The organism is Neobacillus sp. NPDC093127 (assembly GCF_044754175.1).
GTDB lineage: Bacteria > Bacillota > Bacilli > Bacillales > Cytobacillaceae > Neobacillus.
Map to the genome: position 1 here is coordinate 42,217 of NZ_JBIVOP010000022.1, position 24,054 is coordinate 66,270.

20 protein-coding genes and 2 pseudogenes are annotated in these 24,054 nt (G+C 36.5%); 19 read left to right on the top strand and 3 right to left on the bottom strand.

Annotation, left to right across the window (positions count from 1 at the left end; all coding sequences use genetic code 11):
* Window positions 1–9 precede the first annotated feature (9 nt).
* The 7 genes and pseudogenes from ACIQCO_RS23070 to ACIQCO_RS23100 all read left to right on the top strand — a co-directional run bounded on the left by ACIQCO_RS23070 (window position 10) and on the right by ACIQCO_RS23100 (window position 6,556).
* A complete protein-coding gene (locus ACIQCO_RS23070; RefSeq protein WP_400433348.1) occupies window positions 10–375 on the top strand; it encodes a Na-translocating system protein MpsC family protein in 366 nt (121 codons plus the stop codon).
* Between the two features lie 98 nt (window positions 376–473).
* A complete protein-coding gene (locus ACIQCO_RS23075; protein WP_400433252.1) occupies window positions 474–968 on the top strand; it encodes a carbonic anhydrase in 495 nt (164 codons plus the stop codon).
* A 521-nt stretch (window positions 969–1,489) separates the two neighbouring features.
* The gene (locus tag ACIQCO_RS23080) at window positions 1,490–2,761 is read left to right on the top strand and encodes a RidA family protein (protein ID WP_400433257.1); all 1,272 of its coding nucleotides are present in this window, start codon (window positions 1,490–1,492) and stop codon (window positions 2,759–2,761) included.
* A 1,284-nt stretch (window positions 2,762–4,045) separates the two neighbouring features.
* Window positions 4,046–4,105: pseudogene (locus ACIQCO_RS23085) on the top strand (SEC-C metal-binding domain-containing protein); the annotation flags it as partial.
* 115 nt (window positions 4,106–4,220) lie between these two features.
* Window positions 4,221–4,637, top strand: a complete 417-nt coding sequence (locus tag ACIQCO_RS23090) for a MarR family winged helix-turn-helix transcriptional regulator (RefSeq protein ID WP_400433260.1) — start codon at window positions 4,221–4,223, stop codon at window positions 4,635–4,637.
* A 44-nt stretch (window positions 4,638–4,681) separates the two neighbouring features.
* Window positions 4,682–5,674, top strand: coding sequence for an LLM class flavin-dependent oxidoreductase (locus tag ACIQCO_RS23095; RefSeq protein WP_400433263.1), 993 nt, complete (start codon window positions 4,682–4,684; stop codon window positions 5,672–5,674).
* A 294-nt stretch (window positions 5,675–5,968) separates the two neighbouring features.
* The gene (locus tag ACIQCO_RS23100) at window positions 5,969–6,556 is read left to right on the top strand and encodes a 50S ribosomal protein L25 (RefSeq protein WP_400433266.1); all 588 of its coding nucleotides are present in this window, start codon (window positions 5,969–5,971) and stop codon (window positions 6,554–6,556) included.
* 223 nt (window positions 6,557–6,779) lie between these two features.
* On the opposite strand, the gene ACIQCO_RS23105 is transcribed toward ACIQCO_RS23100, so the two are convergent.
* Both ACIQCO_RS23105 and ACIQCO_RS23110 read right to left on the bottom strand, forming a co-directional pair.
* Window positions 6,780–7,910: an NADH-dependent flavin oxidoreductase gene (locus ACIQCO_RS23105; RefSeq protein ID WP_400433269.1), complete on the bottom strand. Its 1,131-nt coding sequence runs from the start codon at window positions 7,908–7,910 to the stop codon at window positions 6,780–6,782.
* A gap of 40 nt (window positions 7,911–7,950) precedes the next feature.
* Window positions 7,951–8,706 carry an IclR family transcriptional regulator gene (locus ACIQCO_RS23110; protein WP_400433272.1) on the bottom strand — a complete coding sequence of 252 codons (756 nt, stop codon included), beginning with the start codon at window positions 8,704–8,706 and terminating at the stop codon, window positions 7,951–7,953.
* A 154-nt stretch (window positions 8,707–8,860) separates the two neighbouring features.
* Here ACIQCO_RS23110 and ACIQCO_RS23115 point away from each other — a divergent pair.
* The 10 genes and pseudogenes from ACIQCO_RS23115 (at window position 8,861) to ACIQCO_RS23160 (ending at window position 20,688) form a co-directional block, all read left to right on the top strand.
* Window positions 8,861–9,802: pseudogene (locus ACIQCO_RS23115) on the top strand (aldo/keto reductase).
* A 1,091-nt stretch (window positions 9,803–10,893) separates the two neighbouring features.
* Entirely contained in the window at window positions 10,894–11,256 is a 363-nt protein-coding gene (locus ACIQCO_RS23120) for a BlaI/MecI/CopY family transcriptional regulator (protein ID WP_400433276.1), read from the top strand.
* 2 nt (window positions 11,257–11,258) lie between these two features.
* A complete protein-coding gene (locus ACIQCO_RS23125; RefSeq protein WP_400433279.1) occupies window positions 11,259–12,596 on the top strand; it encodes a M56 family metallopeptidase in 1,338 nt (445 codons plus the stop codon).
* A gap of 416 nt (window positions 12,597–13,012) precedes the next feature.
* Window positions 13,013–14,095, top strand: a complete 1,083-nt coding sequence (locus ACIQCO_RS23130) for an ABC transporter ATP-binding protein (RefSeq protein WP_400433282.1) — start codon at window positions 13,013–13,015, stop codon at window positions 14,093–14,095.
* A gap of 21 nt (window positions 14,096–14,116) precedes the next feature.
* A complete protein-coding gene (locus tag ACIQCO_RS23135; protein ID WP_400433285.1) occupies window positions 14,117–15,007 on the top strand; it encodes a carbohydrate ABC transporter permease in 891 nt (296 codons plus the stop codon).
* Between the two features lie 17 nt (window positions 15,008–15,024).
* On the top strand, window positions 15,025–15,849 hold the full coding sequence (locus tag ACIQCO_RS23140; protein ID WP_400433288.1) for a carbohydrate ABC transporter permease: 825 nt from the start codon (window positions 15,025–15,027) through the stop codon (window positions 15,847–15,849).
* A 98-nt stretch (window positions 15,850–15,947) separates the two neighbouring features.
* Complete coding sequence (locus tag ACIQCO_RS23145) at window positions 15,948–17,264, top strand: ABC transporter substrate-binding protein (protein WP_400433290.1); 1,317 nt, start codon at window positions 15,948–15,950, stop codon at window positions 17,262–17,264.
* 93 nt (window positions 17,265–17,357) lie between these two features.
* On the top strand, window positions 17,358–18,767 hold the full coding sequence (locus ACIQCO_RS23150; RefSeq protein WP_400433293.1) for an MBL fold metallo-hydrolase: 1,410 nt from the start codon (window positions 17,358–17,360) through the stop codon (window positions 18,765–18,767).
* 16 nt (window positions 18,768–18,783) lie between these two features.
* Window positions 18,784–20,355, top strand: coding sequence for a bifunctional metallophosphatase/5'-nucleotidase (locus ACIQCO_RS23155; RefSeq protein ID WP_400433296.1), 1,572 nt, complete (start codon window positions 18,784–18,786; stop codon window positions 20,353–20,355).
* A gap of 168 nt (window positions 20,356–20,523) precedes the next feature.
* Window positions 20,524–20,688, top strand: a complete 165-nt coding sequence (locus ACIQCO_RS23160; protein ID WP_400433299.1) for a hypothetical protein — start codon at window positions 20,524–20,526, stop codon at window positions 20,686–20,688.
* A 51-nt stretch (window positions 20,689–20,739) separates the two neighbouring features.
* Here ACIQCO_RS23160 and ACIQCO_RS23165 read toward each other — a convergent pair whose 3' ends face one another.
* Window positions 20,740–21,603 (bottom strand): hypothetical protein, encoded by an 864-nt coding sequence (locus ACIQCO_RS23165; protein ID WP_400433302.1) that lies wholly within the window; start codon window positions 21,601–21,603, stop codon window positions 20,740–20,742.
* A 380-nt stretch (window positions 21,604–21,983) separates the two neighbouring features.
* Between ACIQCO_RS23165 and ACIQCO_RS23170 the strand changes: the two genes are divergently transcribed.
* Window positions 21,984–23,246 (top strand): glycosyl hydrolase family 18 protein, encoded by a 1,263-nt coding sequence (locus ACIQCO_RS23170; protein ID WP_400433305.1) that lies wholly within the window; start codon window positions 21,984–21,986, stop codon window positions 23,244–23,246.
* A 258-nt stretch (window positions 23,247–23,504) separates the two neighbouring features.
* The gene (locus ACIQCO_RS23175; RefSeq protein ID WP_400433308.1) at window positions 23,505–23,921 is read left to right on the top strand and encodes a hypothetical protein; all 417 of its coding nucleotides are present in this window, start codon (window positions 23,505–23,507) and stop codon (window positions 23,919–23,921) included.
* Window positions 23,922–24,054: the final 133 nt, after the last annotated feature.

Below are 24,054 nucleotides of genomic sequence, written 5' to 3' on the forward strand. Positions count from 1 at the left end.
GGAATCAGTATGGAAAAAACAAAAGGAACACTTGAAGCTGAAATTAGCAAATCTTTAACACATTGGGAGAAAAATTATCTTGGACGAGGCTCTGTATCTGTTAAATCAGATATCATTCGGGATATGGTGATTGTGATACTGACCGGAATATTAACTCCTGCTGAATATACAGTATGTCTGGATAAAGAAGGATTGTTATCCGTAAAAGAACATCGCAACAGTTTAGTGGAATCCGGTCTGGATGATTTAAAAGAAATTATCTTAACGATAACAGGGGAAGAAGTAGTAAGTTTTCACACCGATATTAGTACACAAACTGGAGAACGAGTAATGGTCTTTAAGCTTTCCAGTGACCTGCAAAGCAAATTATGTTAAAAACAAAAGAATATGTGCGGACTCGCGCATTTTTCATATAAGAAAGAGTCAGGAAACTTATTTGGAGGAAAATTCAAAATATTTATGGGGTGAATTTGATGTCTAGAGATGAAAAGAAAAAAGTGCTATTTGTGATTGGAATGGAACAGAAATTAGAACGATTCATTAAAGAAGAAACCAATGTCAACCCGGAAAACATGATCATCTTACAAACATTTCAGCCAGTCGTTTCACACCCCTACGACGATTTAATGAGGGACATCATTATTGCTGTGTATCAGGATAATGTTGAGGAAATCGTTGTGGTCTCTACAAATGATTATCAAAAGAATACTGGGGATATTCTGAACAAAATATATAAAAACAAAGAATTACAGGACAAGATTCAAACATTAGATTATCTTTTTAAAAATTGCATGCCGGAATTTCCTGAGGGTACAGTGAGTGTATGGCTACAGGGAGGTAAAACTTTAACGGATAGCGTACAAAAAACTATCAACATCATACGCAATCATCCGCTGCTGCCGTCACATGTTAAGGTCAAAGAATTATATATTGATCAGGGGAATGAAAAGCTATCAGAAATTGTCTAAGAAACTATTGCTTATGTATATAATGAAATAAAAGTCTTAATTCCTCCAATTATAGGGATTAAGACTTTTTGTTTTGTATTTTAATTATTGTTACAAGCTCTCACACTGCTTATCTTCACACCACCGCGGCTATATGTTTTTAACCAATCCTGGGCGAATTGCTCAAAAGTCATATCGGATTCTTTGGTGAAAGTCACATTTTAAATTTCTCCTGAAACAATTGTAACGGGTATTAATTTCCTCATTGGCCAATCCGATTGCGAGCTTATAGATTATAAAGGATATACAGTTAAAGGAAGAACGCCTTGTGGTAATGAAGAAAGCCTGCTATAATTGCAACCTTACCACTCGAGTGGTTACTAACTCAAGTTACGCAGAAGAAATCAGGCATTAAAGCCTTGATATACATAGGCTGCGAGCTAAACCAAAACATCACGTGCTTAAAAACGGATTAAACCGGTTTTTTGGGTGCATACTTGAGTTATCAATATTAAAAAATTCATCTAAAAGGGGAATACATCATGAGCGGCTATAACGCAGTATCAGCAAAAAATACGGAAAATGCTCCAAACGGTAACGGTTTGTATTCACAAACTGTTGCTTTCTCGCATTACAATAATCTTTCAGCTCAATTACCTATCGAACCCACAACTGGTAAATTGGTAGCTGGTGGTATAAAAGAGCAGGCTGAACAGTGCTTTAAAAATATCAAGGCAATTGTAGAAAGCATCGATCATGTTATGAGCGATATTGTTAGAATTACTGTATTCGTTAAGGATATCAAAGATGTTGATGCTGTAGACGAAGTTTATAAAACGTTCTTCCCAACCTATGTTCCTTCACGGACAACAGTTGCAGTTGCAGCTTTACCTATGGATGCTTTGGTGCAAGTTGAAGCACTTGTTTCACACGGTGAAGGTACAATTCCAAACGCACCACAAGCAGGCGACCTCATTAAGCTTACAAATAACACGGCAACTGCACCAACAAGTTCTCTATCTACACAAACTGTAGTTTTCTCTCATTACAATAATCTTTCAGCTCAATTGCCGATCGATCCAAAAACTGGCCGATTGGTAGCTGGCGGTGTAAAAGAGCAGGCTGGACAGTGCTTGAAAAATATCAAAGCAATTTTAGAAAGTATCGATGTTCCTTTTGACGATATTGTTAAAATTACTATCTTCCTTAAAAACCTCTCGGATACTGAAGCCGTAAATGAAGTTTATAAAACATTCTTCCCAGACTCGGCTATCGCCAGAGCCGTAGCCTATGCCCCTGCACGGACAACAGTTGTAGCTTCAGCTCTACCTATGGATGCTTTGGTACAAATTGAAGCAGTGGTGTCACACGGAGATGGTACACCTCCACAAGCTGTTGAAGACAGACATGGAATCGTTATATGGGCAAACAACACTGAAAATGCACCAAAGAATTCTCTATCTACACAAACTGTAGCGTTCTCTCATTACAATCACCTTTCAGCTCAATTACCTTTGGAACCAAAAACTGGCGAATTGGTAGCTGGTGGTGTAAAAGAGCAGGCCGAACAGTGCTTGAAAAATATCAAGGCAATTGTAGAAAGTATCGACCACGTTATGGACGATGTAGTTAAAGTAAATATCTTCCTTAAGAACATTGCAGATATTAATGCTGTAGACGAAGCTTACAAAACATTCTTCCCAGGCGGTGTTCCTGCACGAAGAACAGTTGGTGTATCGGCTTTACCTGAAGATGCTTTAATCCAAATCGATGCAATTGTATCAAACGCTGAAGGAACACCTCCAAAAGCATAACAGGCATTTGTTTGTAATACAGGAACTATCAACGTTACTTGTTAATGCCGATGATTAATGCGGAATCGCATATTCTATTCATAAAAAGAGGCTGTTGCAAATGAAAATTGAGACAGCTTCCTTCTTTTAACAGCATAAATGAAAAAGCATCGAGTTTTCAGCCGATTATGGCAGAAAGCTTGATGCTTTTTTAGTTTCCGGGCATAACAAAAAACTGGCTTACAGCTATTGGACCCCAGTTGATTTTCTATTGACGACGATCATTTAAATTTCTAAATGTAATCGTTTTATTTGGTCTATTTAAATATGTACGCTAATGGGAGTCCATCCTAACAAACGCGAGAGAGGAAGCAGAAAAGATTGCAAATCAATTTAGATATTTTTCTTTAATAACCTATGGAATATATAACATATTAGGGGCTATAATGAAGCCAATCAAGTAAAAACATTTGGAACCGAATCCATCGATTACGATTTGAATGGCAATCGAACATCGGATGCCTCCTATAATTATGAATGGGACACTGATAATTAGTTAACAGCCATAAAGGGATAAATCGGGTAATGAACTCCTATCGTTTAAGTACGATGATAAAGGTCGACGAATTGAAAAGAAAAACGGACAAACACAAACCGTAACGAAATATTACTATGACGGGGATAGCATAGGTGAAACATGCAGTATATTCTTATTATTTTTCTTCAAACATTTTGCATAGCATCGGCACCTGGATATTTTATAGAGTTTAATAAATCTAAAATGATACGTGTATTTAAGTATGGATACTATATTTTATGTGTACTGAATACAATGTGGTATTTTTTTGAAAAAGCAACTTGGATACTAATTTTAATAGTATTTAATTTGCTCATGATTGTTTACTTTAACAGAGTAATAAAAAAATATGATAGTAGTTTGGAAGATCCCAAGGATAAATTATTCCCCTTGGGAAGCGTTGCTCTATTTTCTGTGGCGATACCTTTAAATTATATAAGAGGGATGCTAGACTTAGAGGGTGCAAGTGATTTTTCTATTTACTACTTAATATGCTTTTCTTTAATAAGTTTCTTTTCTAACACATTTATGTTTGTAAAATTCTATATTCTTTATAGAAAAAAAAAGAATAGCAATTGAGTGAAGTGTTTGCTTAACGTAATGTTAAGTTATTAAGTAAGAATGAAGTTTTTCATAAGTTTTCTGTTTAATTTACACTCTCAGAAATTAGGTATCCAACGAGCATTTTTGCTCACAGGATACCTTTTTCTTTATAAGCGCGTACTAGCAGGAACGATCTTTGTTCAAGTGGGAGCGGAAAGAAATTTAAAAAATGTTGTGGAAAATAATATCAACTTATTTTTATATAGAAGTAATTTGTTACAAAACAAATTGCTTGAAGTTAAACCAATTTATCGATATGGTTAGCATACTAACTAATTGCTACTGGAAGTAGGTGAACTTTTGATTGAGGATGAAATTCGGGAAATGCTTGATGAAATATCGACCAAGAAGCGTAGGAACTATTCAGAAATGCTGCGTCAATTAGATCTTCATATAGGGCAAGATCAGTTATTATGCCGGTTATGGAAAGAGGATGGCATTACACAGACCCAGTTAAGCGAACGTTTGAATTGTGAACCTCCAACTATTGCAAATATGGTAAAAGCATTGGAAAAATACGGTTTAATCTACCGGCAGCGTGATGCATTAGATGCAAGAGTCAACAGAGTCTATTTAACACCAAAGGGACAAGACATAAAAGAGCCAATTGAAAAAGTTTGGAGAAAGCAGCAGGATAAGTTATTGGATGGAATGTCATCCGAGGAGCTTTTATTATTAAAAAAACTCTTAAGAAAAATGGCTGAGAATCTATCATAAGTTCGGCTTTTTTATGAGAATGGTTAGTTGAAAGGGTGTTGAAAATGAGATTAAGTATTTTGGACCAAGCCCCTATTACGAAGGGACATAAGGCTGCAGATGCTTTGAAAAAGGCAGAAGAGTTGGCTATTTTAGGAGATGAATTAGGCTATCATCGAATGTGGATGGCAGAACATCATGGAACAAACGATTTTGCAAGTTCAGCTCCGGAAGTAACGGCAGCTCATTTGGCTGCTAAAACGAGAAATATTCGAATCGGCACCGGCGGAGTGATGATGATGCATTATTCTCCATTAAAACTAGCTGAGGTTTTTAAAACGTTAAGCGCATTTTCGCCAGGCAGGATTGATTTTGGCGTTGGCCGAGCTCCGGGTGGGGACCAGCGTTCCATCTATGCTTTATCTGAGGGACGTCAGCCGCTCCTGCATAATATGTATGAAAAATTTGATACCGCATTACAGTTAATCAATGATGAAGTACCCGAAAATGAATTATATAATCATACAATCGCCACACCATCCCAAGTCGTTTTGCCAGAAGCTTGGCTGTTAGGTTCGACTGGTAATAGCGCTATTCAGGCTGGGATAAGAGGAGTTGGCTATTCATTTGCGCAGTTTTTCAATGGTGAGCTGTCCAAACCAATTTTAGATGCATATAAAAAGAACTTTCAACCTTCTGTTTTTATGGAGAAACCAAAAATCAATATTTCCTATATGGTGACAACAGCTGAAACAAAAGAAGAAGCTGAATTCGAAGCAAAACCTCAAGATATTTGGCGTTTACTGTTTATGAGAGGCAGGATTACACCACTGTTAACACCAGAGGATGCCCGTGATTTTCAATTGACAGAAATGGATCGTATGACTATTAAAGAAAGTCGTAACATCCATTTAGTTGGAGATGCGAAAGATATAGCTGCGTTGCTGCAAAAAGAGCAGGAGCAATACGGGTTTGATGAAGCGATGATTGTCAGTATTCCCCATTCACAAGAGAAACGTCTCGATGTTTATCGATTATTGGCACGGGAATTGTTGTAAGTTTGATGGAACATAGGGCTTATGAGGTCAGTCCCCCGGCGCAGTAAAGCTTTAGTTCAGTTGGGGACTGACCCCAATGTCCAAAATCCTACCCACATATTCATTCTAATAAATTCGAGAGAGAACCTCCTCAACATTCTTAATTGAGGAGGTTTATTGGTTTATTACCGATTTAGAGACAGATTTGTCAACATTATAGAATTAATAAGCTATACTTGAATAGTAAGGTAATTCTTAGGCATATCTATAAAAATGAAAGTCTAAGATTCCAATAAAAAGAAAGGTGGAAGTAAAATGAATACGTTAGTAGTTCAAGAAAGAAAAGACTTTAAAAAAGGTTCTTTGAGGAAATTGAAAAATAATGGAGAGATTCCTGCAGTTGTTTATGGTAGGGAGATAAATACAAAATCTATTTCTATTAAAAACGCAGATTTACTAAAAGTGATAAAAGCAGTTGGTAGAAATGGCATAATGACTCTTAATCTTGATGGAAAATCAACAAATGTTATTTTAAGAGACTACCAAAATGACCCAGTCAAAAAGGAGATTCTTCATATAGACTTCCTTCAAGTTAATCAGCACACTGAAATCGACACTAAAGTGAGTGTAATTCTAAAGGGAACATCGAATGGCGAGAAAGCCGGGGGAATAGTAAAACAATTTCTTCACGAATTGAATATAACTGCTAAGGCAAATGATATCCCTGATAATATTGAAATTGATATCACTGATTTTGAAATCGGTCGGACTGTACGAGTAGCAGATCTTAAAAAGGATTATAATAACATTACGATCAATAATGAGAATGAAGAAACTATAATAATGATAGACTATATGAAAACCACAGAGGAAGAAGAGGATATAAGTGCAGCTGAAGTTTAAAGAGTTCGTCTTAATACTTTCTGCAACAAATATCCCTCTATGCTAATGCTCTGCCAAGCTTAGCAAATTTCAAATTACCGTTTAGAATTATAAATAAACCGAAAAACTATGTCAATACGTTTAAAGCATTTAAAATGAATGTTTTTCCAATAAAAAAAATCAAAGCAGCAATACTTTAGGTATAGCTGCTTTGATTTCTTTATTAAATGATACACATATTGATTTATCGCTTAACAGGAAACCAACCTTCAACCTCTAAAATTAATTTCCATAAAGGAGTTGGAATGACAGCTTGATGCTGTTCGTTTTGATTTAACTGTTGAGAAATTGTTTCTTCTTTATGATTCTGTACTTTTTCAACCCAATGCGGATCAACAATTAGCGCTCGTCCAATCGCCACAAAATCTGTTTTTCCTTTTTCTAAAAGGTGTGCAGCATCATCAGGCGTATGAATACTACCTACACCAATCAACGGTACACGCCCGTTAATATATTCAGCAATTAATTCGGTACGTGATTTTTCACTCACAATACCTCGACGTGGTTTTGCCCAGGCATCTGTTGTTGCAATATGAAGATAATCAATATCTGCTCCGATTAACTCATCAATTAGAGAAAACGTTTCCTTCATTGTAATACCCGGTGTTTCCGGCTCTTCTGTAGAAAAACGATAGCCAATTAAAAACGGCTTTTTTGCATGTTCTTGAATGACTTTTTTAACTTCTTCGATAAGTTTTAATGGGAAGAGGAACGGATTTTCAAATTCATCCTTTCGTTTATTTGAATGGGGTGAAACAAATTGTTGAATTAAGTAACCACTCGCCCCATGTAATTCAACACCATCAAACCCAGCTTCGATAGCTCGCCGTGTTGCATCCCCAAAATTAGTAATAGTATCGTATACCTCTTCAGTCGTTAATGCTCTTGGTGCTTGTTTAATGCTATAAAATCCACGGTCTTCAAGTGGAGCAATGGCACTAGCACTTACGGTTTCCTTATTTGGAATAAGTCTTGGCACGGCTAAACGGCCGCCATTATAAAGTTGAACGACTCCTTTAGCGCCCCCAGAGTGAATCACATCGGCTAGTTTGGAAAGACCTTCAATTGTACCATCATGATCAATGCCCATTTGCCCATCGAAGCCTTTACCATTTTTCGAAACATATGCACATGCCGTAATCATCGTACCGACACCATTTGCACGTTCTCTGTAATAATTAAGTTCTTCCTGTGATACATAGTCATTCTCGTCAGCAGAAAAAGTTGTCATTGGTGCCATCATGAGACGATTTTTTACATGGACACCACTTTTAAATGTATAATCTCGAAATAATTTTTGATAGTTATCCTTCATTTAAATTCTCCTTAATGGATTCCTCTTTTAAGCTTCTTAATTAATGAATCGTTTCTAAAGCTTCGATTTCTTTCGTAATGGCTTCGCTGCCTATATTTAACTTTTGGGCAATGTATTTTATATTGCCGCGTGAAATTTGTTCTGCAGGTGCAGCTATAGCTAATGCAGCAATGACTTTTTTATGACGAAATACAGGAACGGCTACACAACGGATACCGACGATTCGTTCTTCATCATCAAATGCATAGCCCTCTTGACGAATTGCCTTTAAATGATAATGAAATAGTTGAGTGTCTTGGAACGTATTTTCCGTCGCGGGTTCGAGTGACATTTTACTGAATAAAGGCGCTAACAGCTCTTCATCTAAATGGGCCAAAATGACTTTTCCTAAAGCCGATTGATGTAGCTTTGAACGATTTCCGATTTCTTCGTCCGCTGACTTTTTAAATGGAGCATGTAATACCTGAGTCATGACAAGATCGGTACCATCCACCTTGCCTAAATAGGTACTCATTTGTAAATTTTGTGCTGCTTGATGGATGGAATGTAATGAGGCCCAATCCTTATCGGATCGTTTTTCGAAATTGTCACAAAACATTTTATGATTAATAAAATATTGAGTTTGAATTTTATAGATATATTTCATCTCTTCTAACGTTGTTAATAATCGAAATGCCGTAGATTTACTTAGGTTGAGTTGATTCATCACTTCTCTCAACGTAATGCCTCGATATTGTTTGACTAATTCTAAAACGAGAAGTCCTTTTTTCAGTGTTGATACTTCATTGTTTGCCATTTGCTCACCTCATCTTCTAATAGTATAGATCCTTATACTTTTTGTCTCAAAATATGTAGAAGGAGTTTCATTATATGAACCTTGACCACGATAGTTTGTGGATTTTATTTTTGTTCCTTATGATTAGGCTAATGAATGATAGGAGGGAAAAGACATGAAATATACAACATTAAAAAATACAGAACTTAAAGTATCAGAGATTGGACTTGGCACCAATGCTGTTGGCGGGCATAATTTGTTTCAAAATTTAAATGAAGCGGATGGAAAAGACTTTGTAAGAGCAGCATTGAACAACGGGGTAAACTTTATTGATACAGCAGATATTTATGGTCTTGGACGTTCTGAAGAATTAGTAGGTGAAGTATTAAAAGAATTTAAACGAGATGACCTTGTGATTGCAACGAAGGGAGCGCAACATTGGTTCCGCGATGGTTAAGTAAAAACAGACAATCGCCCTGAATATTTTCGAGACGCAGTTGAAAAGAGTTTACAACGGTTACAACTAGATTATGTAGACCTGTATTATTTACACTTCCCAGACAATGAAACACCTTTTGCAGAATCAATTGGTGAATTAGCTCGTTTAAAAGAAGAAGGAAAAATTCGTGCAATTGGAATTTCGAATGTTTCAATTGAGCAATTAAAAGAGGCGAACGCTGATGGTAATATTTCCGTCTTACAATCACCATATAATATGTTAGAGCGTTCAGCCCAAGCAGAATTATTACCGTATTGTGTTGAAAATAATATTTCCTTTATTCCATATGGTCCATTAGCATTTGGATTGCTAGGCGGTGGTTTTACAAAAGACTCTAAGTTAGATTCACAGGATTGGAGAAATTCTCTTCCTTTATTTCAAGGTGAGCAATTTCATCAAACCCTTGAAGTAGTGGACAAATTGAAGGAAATTGCTGCTCAAAAGGAAACGTCTCTTCCTAATTTAGCGTTAGCTTGGTTACTTGCTCATGAAGGTGTTGATGCAGTTATTCCGGGAGGCAAAAGGAAAGAGCGCATACTTGAGAACATCCATGCGAGTGAAATTATTTTATCAAATAAAGAATTAAATAGTATTAACGATATTTTAAGTAACAACTAATGTATTGGGTTTAACTCAGGTAAAATTCCTAAAAAGTGGCCGCAAAGGAATGATTTTTTCGTTATCACTTTGCTAATCAAATAGTTCTTTTGTTATTTGAATAAATAATTGGTCAGTTAATAGGCTGCTTAATAGAGAAGGTCTTTCATCAGTTTGCTAAACTGCTGGAAGGCCTTTTTTTCTATGTTAGCCGTCATAAGAGCATTTATGTTATGGTTTCATAGTTGTCTTAATGGATGTCTGAATCAGCAGGATCAAGAATCGGGCTAAAAGACTCTTTTTTTGTTTCGTATCGCTTGGCGATATAACTTGCAAATAAATCTAAAAAACTTCATATATAGAAAAAGGGGTTCGATATGTCAGATTCGTATCGCAGGGCGATATACCCTGCAATTAAAACCCAGAACCTTCATCTTTTAGAAAAGGAAGTCTGATATGCGATATATATATGATGAACGAGCATTCTCTTCCAAGGAAGTGGGATGCAATACCCACTGTTCAAAAGTATGGCCACATATTAGAGTGAAAAGGATATGAGTTCATAAAATAGGCAATCCGCGTATCTTTGTTCATTCCGACATCGGAACGCTTATAGCGTTACCCGATATGGACAAGACCATAGACGATACAGGTAAAGACCTTGTGTATCAACAAAAAGAAAATTAGAAGCAACCAATGAAACGGAAATTGCGATACCTTATACATTTGAAAATCTACCACTCGACCCCATTAGTTAAAAGAAATCACTATTTTTCAAATTTCAACAAATTCCCGGGAAATATCTACAAATTTCGAGTAGAAATCGACAAAATATACTAGTAGTGTATAGTATGTCGATTCTGATAAAGCGGTGTGATTATTACTTTCTGGTATTAGAATCACCTTCGAATTGTTATTGAGATTATATAGAAAAATAACATGGCTTGCCGACCGTCAATTAAGAGATAATTTCTCTTGGTTGACGGTTTTTATATCTAGTGTTTAACAATTAAAATCATTCTCATATATTTTTATAAATACTCATTGATATCTTAGTCTATAAGTTATAGACTGAGGATAGGTCGATATTGTATAGACCAAGGAGGTTTATTATGAAAGAATATAAACTAACAGAAAGTGAAGAAAAGGTTGCAGGTTTAATTTGGCAGAATGAACCGATTGGCTCTGGCGATCTTGTAAAGCTATGTGAAAAAGAAATGAATTGGAAAAAGTCCACAACATATACAGTACTGAAAAAATTATGTGAAAAGGGCATTTTTCAAAATGAGAATGCTGTAGTTTCGTCTCTAATTACAGAGGATGGATATTACGCTAAGCAAAGTATACGTTTTGTTGAAGAAACCTTTGGTGGGTCCTTGCCTAAATTTCTAACAACTTTTATTGGAGCGAAAAAATTAAGTAAGCATCAAGCGGAAGAGTTGAAAAAATTGATTGACGAGCATGAGGAGGGTTAGCAATGAGTGAACTATTTCTTACTGCTTTAAATATGAGCCTTACAGCAAGCTATGTTATCCTTTTTGTGATACTTATCAGGATTCCACTCAAAAAAGCTCCAAAATTCATCTCTTATGCACTATGGGGTGTGGTGGCATTTCGTCTTATAATTCCATTCTCTTTTGAAAGTATGTTTAGTCTTATGCCACGGAATACGAATACTGTTCCTATCCCCCATGATATTATCTATCAGGAAACTCCACAGATTAATAGCGGGATAGAAGTAATTGACTCTTTTGTAAGCGGATTCCTTCCTGCACAGAGTATTGGCGCTAGTGTAAATCCATTGCAGATTTATACAGAAATAGGGGCATACATCTGGGTCTTAGGAATAATAGCATTGCTTGTTTATAGCCTTGTATCTATTTTGATCTTAAAAAGACAGCTTAAAAGTGCACAATTAATAGAGAAGAATATCTTCGAAGCGAAGAATTTGAAAACACCATTTGTGCTTGGCTTAATAAGACCAAAGATATATTTACCGGTTGGACTGAACGTTGAAGAAAGAGGCTTTATTTTGCTACATGAACAGACCCATATTCATCGAAAAGACCATATCATAAAAATATTAGCCTTCTTAATATTATCCATACACTGGTTTAATCCTCTTGTGTGGATTGCGTTCAAGTTAATGAGTACGGATATGGAGCTTTCCTGTGATGAACAGGTACTGAAAGAAATGAATGAAGATATTAAAAAGCCTTATGCTAATTCGTTATTGTCACTTGCTACCAGAAAGCATATTTTCAATGGAAGCCCGCTTGCATTTGGCGAGGGCAATGTAAAAGAGCGGATAAAAAATGTGTTAAATTACAGGAAATCTCCCTTTTGGGTGATTGCTGTATCAATGATAACTGTAATGATTGTAGGAATTGCACTAGTTACAAATCCTAAGCAGGGGGAAACAATCCAACTAGAAGATACTGTGGCAGAAAGTCTTCCAAGTACATCAGAAACGGCATATCATACTGAGTATAACAGAGTAAAAATCGAGTTTCTCTCCGATATGATGGGCTTTGAGTCAGTAAACGAGTTCGAGACAACTGATTCCAAAGTAGTTGAATTCATAGATTCAACGCTACGAACCAATCTAACACATGCGAAAGAAGAAGACTTGGACAACAATTATACTTATCAGTATACGATAGAATTGTCTAATGACATTGGCGGATATAGCTGTAGGCTTTACTACGATACGCTGTATAATAAAGCCTATATTGTAAAAGACGGTGGTCTTCACGAAGTAGGGGCAGATTTTGCACGTTATATCAATTCGTTTTTTGGAGAGCACAAACATTAATGTCCATATAGATGACGCCGATGCCGTGGCGCTATTTCAAACAAATGGATGGACGCCGGATTATCAGATTAGCGTAATGAAAAACACATCGTTAAGATATTACACACTTAAATCTTACGGGCATCATGATGTAATAAGCCGCTTCACCCCTTGATATATAAAGGTTTTATGTAAGAAGAGAGTGGAATGTTAACATTTTGCTACATTGAGGATTTAAAAGAGGCTTCTCATAAGTTCACCGAACTTATGAGAAGCCTCTTTTTTTCATTTCTTGCGTGTTTTTTATTTTTAGGTAAACGGTCAAGATTTTATTATACCATAGTATTCATGTAATCTGAATATCAAATTCACAAATACTTAATAAATCTTCGGTACTATTAGGGAGTAAACAAAACTAAACACGAGGAGGCATCCTTTTGAAAATACAGCTAAGAGATATCACCATGAGATTTGATAATGTTACCGCTGTTGATCGTTTAAATGTGACGATTGAAGAAGGTACGCTTGTTTCTTTATTAGGGCCAAGCGGATGTGGAAAAAGTACTACTTTGTTTATGTTAGCAGGCCTTTATCAACCAACCGAAGGTGAATTATATTTTGGCGAACGTCTCGTAAATAAAGTGGAACCAGAAAACCGTGAAATTGGAATGGTGTTTCAGAACTACGCACTATATCCTCATTTGACCGTTCTCAAGAATATCATGTTCCCGTTAAAAATGGCGAAAGTACCAAAAAAGGAAGCAGAAGAAAGAGCTAGAGAAATGGCTGCCCTCGTTCAAATCGATCACTTATTAGATCGTAAACCAAGTCAATTATCAGGTGGACAGCAGCAACGTGTGGCAATTGCTCGAGCTTTGGTTAAAAAGCCGAAACTGCTCCTGTTAGATGAGCCGTTGTCCAATTTAGATGCCAGACTACGTTTAGAAATGAGAGAAGAAATTAGACGTATTCAGCAAGAAGTTGGAATTACAACCATTTTTGTTACTCATGATCAAGAAGAAGCCATGAGTATTTCAGATAAAGTTTTACTAATGAAGGATGGGAAAAGCCAGCAATTTAGTCCTCCGCAAGATATGTATGACTATCCTGAAAATCAGTTTGTCGCACAATTTCTTGGAAATCCTCCGATAAATTTACTATCGGTTAAACTTCGCAATGATTTGCAAACAATCGTTTTACCCGATACGGAGGATACCTATCGATTAGAATCAATCGTAAATAGTTATGTTGATACTAATGGGAAATTTGAGCTTGGTGTTAGACCAGAAGACTTTTATATTGAGCCCGATTTAGCAAAAGCGGGGATCACAGTGGAGGTCATGATGGTTGAGCGAATTGGAAGAGATAATTTATTGTATGCAAGATTGGGACAAACAAACCTGCGTGCCATTGTTTCGCCAGATGTAAAGGTTAATCGAGGAGATATCGTGAAATTAGCTATTCGTCCTAGACGTACTCATTTATTTGATATGAGCAATGGTCAAAACTTGCTGCAATAAAAAGGATAGGAGGTACTTATTTTGAATGATAAACCAACAATGAAAAAAACAATGAAGGCGATTCTTTATCTTATTCCTGCATTGTTAATCATTGGAACTTTTAGTTTTTATCCAATTATTAAGTCCTTTTTTATGAGTTTTTATACGGATTATGACTATTTTAAAGACCTTGTTTTTGCAAGAGGGTTGGATAACTATACATTTATTTTCCAGGATCCTGAATTTTGGAAATCGTTACAAAATACGATGATTTTTGTGATAGGCGTTGTTCCGCTTTCTATTATCATTTCATTGGTCATTGCTACATTCTTACATCAAAAAATAAAGTTTCGCGGGTTGTTTCGTACCATTTACTTCATCCCGTTTGTTACATCTGTCGTGGCCGTATCAATTGTTTGGCGCTGGATTTTCCACAGCCAATATGGGGTGCTGAATTATGCCCTTAGTTTTTTGGGGATATCACCGATTAAATGGTTATCTGACCCTGATTGGGCCATGCCTTCCCTGATTATCTTAGCGATATGGAAAGGTCTTGGCTACAATATCATTATTTTCTTATCAGGATTACAAAATATTGATAAACAATACTATTTAGCCGCTAGAATCGATGGTGCAGGGGCTTGGGAACGATTTAAGAATATTACGGTCCCATTACTATCGTCGACGACATTTTTTATTTCGATTGTTTCCATTATCAACTCCTTTAAAGTGTTTGATGAAGTCTTTGCCCTTTTTGGCGGACAACCAGGCCCTGCAGGAAGTGCAGAGACGATTGTTTACTATATTTATAATAAGTTTTACGGGGAATGGAACTTTGGGGTTGCCTCAGCAGCGGCCTATGTCTTGTTATTTATTATTTTTATTTTTACTCTGATTCAACTATATGTTGGTAAGAAGAAAGTAAATTATTAACACAAGGGGGGAGAATATTGCAAAAAGAAGCACTTTCTAAAGGTTTTATTTATCTATTGTTAATCCTAGGCAGCCTATTGATGCTCTTGCCTTTTATATGGATGATAAGTACCTCCTTAAAGGCAGCAAACGAAGTGATGATTATGCCTCCAAAGTGGATTCCTACTGATATTCAATGGGGCAATTATATAAAAGCGTGGTTTTCAGCTCCTTTTGCTACGTATTCGGTTAATAGTGTGATTGTTCTCATCGCAAGTACTATAGGTGAGCTAATCACTACAATTCTCGCTGCCTATGCTTTTTCAAGAATTAATTTTTATGGCCGCGATATTATTTTTTCTATTTTGCTTGGAACCATGATGGTCCCTGGTGAAGTCCTATTGATTCCTAATTTTGTCACCTTATCGAATTTAGGATGGATTGATCATTACCAGGCATTAATCGTTCCATGGCTAGCAAGTGTTTTTTCCATCTTTTTATTGCGGCAATTTTTCCTTTCGATTCCAAAGGAACTTTCCTTTGCTGCAAAAATCGATGGCTGCAGTGATTTTCGTTTTCTTTGGTCTGTCATGGTTCCACTTGCAAAGCCAGCATTAATAACGATTGCCATACTTAAGGCTATTGGCAGCTGGAACGCTTTTATGTGGCCATTAATCGTTACGAGTTCTGAAAATATGCGAACTTTACCAGTGGGATTAATCGCATTTAGTACAGATACCGGTACGAAATATGAATTATTAATGGCAGCGTCATCGATGATTATCTTGCCAATGATTATTCTGTATATCGTTTTACAAAAATATATCATTGAAGGTGTTGCTAGAGCGGGAATTAAGGGTTAATTCAAAAATATTGAAGGGGGGTGATTGTCACTAAGTGATCCTGTTTTAAATAGAACGCTATTATCATATTTTTTATAAAAAATTGGAGGTTAGACACCATGAAAAAAATCGTACACGTTCTATTCGTTTGTTTGTTGGCTATTAGTCTTGCTGCCTGTTCAAATGCAACGAAACCATCTAGTCCTGAAAAGCAAAAAACGGCAGATATCCCAACGAAAATTGATAAGCCTGTAACCATTGAATTTTGGCATGCCATGACCGGTAACTTAGAAAAGACGTTACAAACGATGACACAGAAATTTAATGATTCACAATCAAACATCACTGTTAAACTTGTCAATCAAGGGACATATGATGATTTAAACAAAAAGTTAATGGCTGCAGCTAAATCACATACTTCACCTGTAATGGCACAAGCATATGAAGATTGGATGCAGGATTATATTAATAACGATTTAATCACGGATTTAACCCCATATATTCAAAATAAGACAGTAGGTTGGTCTGATTCCGAACTTAACGATATTGTACAAGTATTCCGTGACGAAAATAGTTGGAATAATAAATTCTACGGTGTTCCTTTTAATAAAAGTACGGAAGTTCTTTACTATAATACAGATATGTTTAAAGAAAATAATTTAAACGCTCCAACTACTTGGGCAGAACTTGAAAATGCCGCTCAAACACTAACAAAGGGAAATGTAATTGGGATGGGCTTTGAAAATGCAATTGGTCTCAATTTCCCAACTTGGGTACAACAAGCTGGCGGCCAATTTGTAGATGTTGACAGCAAAAAGGTAACCTTCGAATCTGAAGAAGGCAAAAAGGCTCTAACTTTCTTAAATGATATGGTTAACAATAAAAAGATTGCAAGACTAGCTGGTGAAGATAACTATATGTCTGATCCATTTAGCCGTGGTGATGTAGCAATGTATATCGGATCATCGGCAGGTATCTCTTTCGTAGAAGCTGCAGCGAAAGATAAAATTAACTGGGCAACTGCTCCACTTCCTGCAGGCGAGAAAGCATCTACGCAATTCCAAGGTACAAATTTAGTGACGTTCAATTCAGCAGACGATCAACAGAAACTTGCGGCTTGGGAGTTTATGAAATTCCTTTCTAGTAAAGACCAGACTATTTATTGGGCTCAAAACACTGGATATGTACCAGTTCGTGAATCAGCTTTAAAAGACTCTGTATGGTTAAAATATATTGAAGAAAATCCAAAATACGCTGCTGCAGAAAAACAATTTGATGCTGGTTACTTCTTCCCGCATCTTGACGGTGCATTTGCAATGAAATCAGCGTATTCTACTGAAATTCAAGCAGTATTAGTTGGGAAAAAGTCAGTTGATCAAGGACTTCAAGATGCTGCAAAGAATACTCAAGATGCTTTAGACAAGGCTAATAAATAGAAAAAGCAGAATTGGGGGCCAGTCAATGGTTCCCTTCTTCTTTAAAAATAGACAGTTCAATCGTTGAAAATATTTTACGAGGTGAAAAATTAAATGACTAAAGATTTACATCATACCAATATAAGATTTTGGGGCGGCTTGAAAACAATTGGTGGAACAGTTGTATCTGTAGAATACAAAAATTCCCGTGTTATTTTTGACTTTGGTCTTACGTATGATCCGGCAACGAATATTTTCGATGGGCAAATAAAAAGACGTTCTCGAGGGATGGTGCGTGATAACCTCAGACTAAATTTGATTCCACCTATCGATGGCTTATACGCAGCCGAGAGTCTAGGTTCCTACCAGCGAGACCTTATCCCTGCGGAAGAATATGGTCAAGAAACAGCTGTTATCATTTCTCATTTACACCTTGATCATATTGGTGCAATGGGATTAATTGCCCCTTCCATTCCTGTGTATGTAACGAAAGAAAGCCATGAACTTTATCAAGCGTTAGAAGTCATAGGGGAAGGGGTTCCAGGTAACCGTGACTATCAATTCTGTGACTATGGTGTATCTTTCTCAATAGGAGAAATCAAGATTACTCCTATACAGGTTGACCATGATATTCTCGGGGCATGTGCTTACCATATCCAAACACCAGATGGCGTCCTTCTTTATACGGGAGATCTTAGAATGCATGGGAAACACCCAGAACAAATAGACCATTTTATTAATGAAGTAAATCGGCTTGGTTTAGATGCTCTTATCATGGAAGGAACCACATTGGGCAGTGTGGAAGAAATGAGAGAGGCAATTATGGGGAATCCTATCATTCCTGAGGGGATGACAACAGAAGGAAATATTCCCGAAAAAATGAGTGACAGGTTAAAAGAGACCAAAGGGTTAGGAATATTCAACGTTTATCATCGTAATCTTGATCGGTTAACCGGAATAATAAAAGCAGCACAAGACTCTTCTAGGAAAGCTGTTTTTGAACCAGAGACCGCTTATTTACTAGACAAGTTAACAACTGAGCACGACTTTCTAGTTTATCAGTCAATTGAAACAATATTTGAAGAACAAGCAGGAACATTATCAGAATGGAAATTGAATTTGTTCAATAAGCATGACACAATTCGTGCAGAAATGATTAATAACAATCCTGGTGAATATTATTTGCAAAATACGTATGAAAATGTCCTCGAGTTATTTGATTTAAATGTTGGTGAGGGGATATACATCCATTCAAACGGTGTGCCTTTGGGGGACTTTGATCCCGCCTTTGAAAATCTAAAGAAAATCTTAACGAAATTGAAAGTCGACTATGCCTATATTGGTGCAGGGGGACATGCTATTCCATCACATTTAAAATATATCGTAGATCGAATCGATCCCAAAATCTTAATTCCATTACACAGCTTTAATCCAGAAAGGTTAAAACCTAAATCCGGAATGCAAATGCTAGTGGATTATGGTGTAGATTATGTTTTAAAAGATCATCAAATAACTGCAAATTAACGAGAGGAGTTCACTAATGGAAAAAATGGATCTTGTCATCCTTGAAACAAGTGATGTACACGGCAGCATTTTCCCGATTAACTATGGTAGTAATCAATCATCCGATGTTGGTTTAGGTAAAATTGCTTCTTTAATCAAAAAGGAGAGAGTAAAAAACCCGCATGTATTATTGATTGACAATGGTGATCTAATTCAAGGAACTCCTTTAACCTATCACTATGCCAAAATCCAAGGCAATCGGCCCAATCCAATGATTATTTTAGCAAATGAATTGAATTATGATGCGGCTGTTTTTGGAAATCATGAATTCAATTATGGTAAAGGCATCTTAGCTTCGGCTGTCAATGAATCTAATTTTCCTTGGCTTTCGGCAAATATTGTTAGTAAAGAAACGGGTGAGCCCTACTTTGGAAAACCTTATATAGTAAAAAAGGTAGAAGACATAAAAGTGGGCATTCTTGGTTTAACAACCCATTATATACCTAACTGGGAACAGCCCCAGCATATTGAAGGTATGAGGTTTGAGGATGCTGTTTTAACGGCCAAAAAGTGGGTTAAGACATTAAAGGATGATGAAAAAGCAGATATTGTCGTGGTTTCCTACCATGGAGGGTTTGAACGAGATTTAGAAACGGGAGAGCCAACTGAACCCTTGACCGGTGAAAATCAAGGATACCAAATTTGTATGGAAGTAGAAGGTATCGACGTGCTATTAACCGGTCACCAACATCGGCAAATTGCTGGAAATAGGATTAATGGCGTGATCGTTGTTCAGCCTGGAAAAGATGGGAGTGCCTTAGGGAAAGTAACTTTACAGCTAGAAAAGGATGAAGCTGGCTGGAAATGTGTGCAAAAATCCTCTGAATTGCTATCCGTAACTGCTGTCGAAGAAGATATCAGCTTACTGGAAAAGGTGAAGATGTACGAAGACGTTACACAGGAATGGTTAGATCAACCGATTGGAAAAATCGAAGGTGATATGATTTTTCGAGATCCAATGGAAATGAGAACAAAGGATAATACGCTAGTAGAATTTATCAACCGTGTCCAAATGGAGGTTACGGGAGCTGATATCTCAAATACAGCCATATTTGATAGCATATCACTGGGGTTTCCACAGAATGTAACAATGAGAGCAGTTGTTTCAAACTATATCTATCCGAATACCTTAAAGGTAATCCGTATTACGGGACAAGATATGAAAGATGCATTAGAGCAGTCAGCTTCTTATTTTGAACAATATGACGGTGAGGAAATAAAAGTGAATCCTTCATTTATTACACCAAAACCGCAACATTATAATTATGATATGTGGGAAGGGATTGAATATTTGATTGATATCTCGAAGCCCATTGGTGAAAGAATAGTAAAGCTGGAATACAAAGGCAAACCGGTTGAACCTGAAAAAGAATATGACGTTGTTATGAATAACTATCGTGCAAGTGGCGGCGGGAATTATTTAATGTATCAAAACAAACCGGTTATTAAAGAAATCCAAACAGATATTTCAGAAATCATAGCAAACTATATACTTGAAAATAAAATAGTAAAAGCAACCGTAAATCAAAATTGGAGGGTCATTTATTAACTAGTGGTGAAAACAGTCATTAGAGCTGATTACATTTTATATCACAAAAAATCATATTATTCTTTAGTCGCTTAACTGACTCTTTACTAAAGGATACAATTCAAGCTTCTCACAGGTTTAAAACTTGTGGGAAGTTTTTTTGCAGATGAAGCGGTAATTGGCGAGTGATTGGTAATGCAGATCCTTTGGAAGTTCTGGAGCAATCGGAAGTATTTTATCCATAAAACGGAAGTGAGCTGCTATCTAGATTCCAAAAGCTATTATCAACCTGTTTATGCTTTCCAAAGTACAGTAGACGGAATCGATATGTCTATCTTAATTCCGGGAATTTAGAAGACAATATTGCAGAAGGGACGAGGGGAGGCCCCTTGTCCCTCTTTTCTATCACTTGGGACTTTGTCCCTGTTCCCCTGTCCCTAGTTTAAGATACTTCCTACCATTCTGTGGATAGATTCCTTCCGTTTGAAACCATTCCCAGAGCAGAGTTCCGCTCTTTCGGCCAATTGCGCCACTCATAATTAGCCCAGGAACGATTAAATGGGTTGGCAAACCTTTTACGTAAAAGGTTTGGTTGGAATTGAATTCTGTTAATATCGTAATCTGGTCAATGATACTTGTAACTTCGAAAAGACTATCCAAGCTTTTCGTACATTGCTTGAAACTCTGTTCAATCTTTTCGACATCTTGTTTGGAGCTAAAGCCTTTCTGATGGATTTGCGGGAAGTCTCTCAAAAAAAGAGCATTCAGCACTTGTTCGGAAATTTTCAGGTCAGAAACAGCCTCTTTTGAATATTTATCAACGACTGGAAACCAAGTAGTGCCTACCCGCTTATCAAGCCACTGGATAAACATTTTTAATTGCGACAGGAAGGTTTCAACTTGTTTTTGGTCAGGAGTAATTCTGATAACATGAGGTAAATGAGTGAAAATCAGTTCTTCCCAGAACGGCCGCTTGCACTTTTTCCATGAAGATGGGCAATCATCTTCCAAGATATTGCTCATGAAGTTTGATAAGATACGGAGAAATTCATTGCGGTTTTTGTCGTAGGGGCGTTCAAGTTTATAGCTGATAAAATCCTTTCCGTAAAACAAAAAGTGTCCTCGATGCCTCATGTCAAACTCAGCACCTATCTTCAAATTTTTCATCATTTCTTCTCGTTCGTTTGGGTTTTTAAAATGCTTCATTTTTACGGTTACTTGCAGTTTTTTCTCATCACAAATATCCTTTGTATTGCCAATCTTCTTCATAAATGGATCAACCTGCTTTCATAGTGATTTTTTTTTAAAAAGAGAGGTTTCAAGGAGAATTTCGGTGGGTCTATCCATTGTTATATCGTTATAATAAACATATAAATGGATAATTTATGTAATTTTAGTGAACAATCAAGGGCCTGACCCCAATGTCGGGAATAATTTCATAATTTTACTTAGGTTAAACACGTAAAGGATGGTACATTTCATTGGCAGTAAACATGTTGATTTTTCAATTTAAGCTCTAACTGTGTTCTACATATATGAATTGTTCATATAATAAAAGGAATTTAATGCATAGTTTTATAAAATCGATTTGACCATTAAACCTGAGTGAAGGGTAAATAAATTTGGGGCCCTTTAGTGGAGGGACAAATATGTTTTTTCATGAGGTTCAAGCTGGAGATTCCTTATTTACGATCGGAAGCAGGTATGGAATTTCTATGGATGAGATTCGCCGTGTGAATGGTTTAGAGGAGTCCAATATTGTTCCGGGTCAGGCCTTGCTCATTCCGTTATATACGTATATTGTTCAACCCGGGGATACTTTAACAAGAATTGCTAGAAAATCTTTCTTATCTTTAAAACAATTAACAGAAGCCAACCCTGCTGTTAATCCAGCTGCACTACGACCAGGAATGAGTCTCACGATTCCTACTATATCAAATTTTCATGCATCAGTACTTAGCTTCTATGTTATTCGAAGTCCGGAATTGGACCGGGCTTTAATCAGTGATGATGCACCATATTGTACAGCCATTTCTATTTTTGAATATCACTTTGCTAGTAATGGAGATATCGCAAACACCTTAAATGATTTGACTGCTATTCAAACAACTTGGAGTCATCGGGTTAGACCTCTTGTGACTGTCACGAACTTAACACCTGAAGGTTTTAGTTCCGAACTTGTTCACCAAGTATTAAACAATCCTTCTGCAAGAACGAACCTTGTTAATAATATTACTTATTTAGTGAACAATAGGGGGTATGGAGGAGTAAATATTGATTTTGAGCGTGTTTTGGCTGAAGATAGAGATCTTTTCACAGGCTTTTTACGTGAATTACGAGATCGTTTGCAGCCATTAGGACGCACGCTAACAATTGCGCTTCCTGCAAAAACAAGTGAAGAAATCCCTTGGCTTAGGGGGTATGATTACGGAGGAATAGGGTCAGTTGTAGACTTTATGTTTATCATGGCTTATGACTGGCACCATGCAGGAAGTGAACCAGGACCTACAGCTCCCATTACTGAGGTAAGAAGAACCGTTGAATTCGCTATAAGATATGTTCCCCGTCGAAAAATTATTATAGGTATGCCTTTATATGGATATGATTGGATCATTCCGTACAGTCCAGGGAGAGTGGCCCCAGCGATTTCAAATCAGAATGCTGTTGAAAAAGCCATGAGGTACCAATCACCGATTCAGTATTCAACTGAATTTGAGTCGCCTTTTTTTCGCTATACAGATCAAAAGGGATTAACACATGAAGTTTGGTTTGAAGATGTAAGAAGCATGGGTGCTAAAATGTTACTAATTCATGAATATGGATTACAAGGCTTAGGGGCCTGGCAATTATCACTGGGATTCACACAAGGACCTTACCTTTTAACGAAGTTTTTTACAATAATAAAGGTGTAAAAATATTGAATCAGGAAAGCCTTGGATCACTCAATCAAGGCTTTTAAACTTGCAAGTAATGATCTAAAAGATATTTATATAGATAAGTAAAAAAATATCAGTTGTCCATGAAGGCTTCTCATAAGTTGAGTAAGCTTTGCGGAGCACCATTTTCCATTTCTTGTGTTTCAATGAGAGGATATAAGTTAAGGGGGGAAATTTACCCATTCCATATAATTGGATATAATGGGTATATAAATGTTGTTCGGGGGTGTAAAAATGGACACTGTTCTTACATATTTAATTTCCATTATTGTCATTGTGATCTCAGTATTTGTTACACTTATGATCAAGACTGAACTGGAGTGGCTTTTTCGCGAAAAAAAAGCTGATGTTCCTTTTCATATATGTAATGTTTTTATTACCTTAATGGTATCTTTTGCGGCGCATGCTGTAATGACTGTTTATATCATTGGAAAAGAAGTCAATTGGATACTACAACTAGTAATTCTTATGGTCATAATCTTACCAATTTATATTTTAGGGCACTTTGCATTTGAAAAATATAAATCAGTGTATCGAAAATATACACCCGCAGAGAACGGGAAAGTTATGGTACTTAACGAAAAGTACATAAAAAAGAAAAAACCGTTTTCAAAATTCAAAAATTATAATGCGGTTTCCAAGGAAAAATAAATCAAGGCAATATAAAAATCAGAGGTTTCCAAGAGTTGAGTAAACTTACGGAGGCCTCTATTTTCATTTCTTATGTTACGTGGAAAGAAACATTAAGAGACATTCTAAGAGTAATAGAAAAAAGGATGTTTAA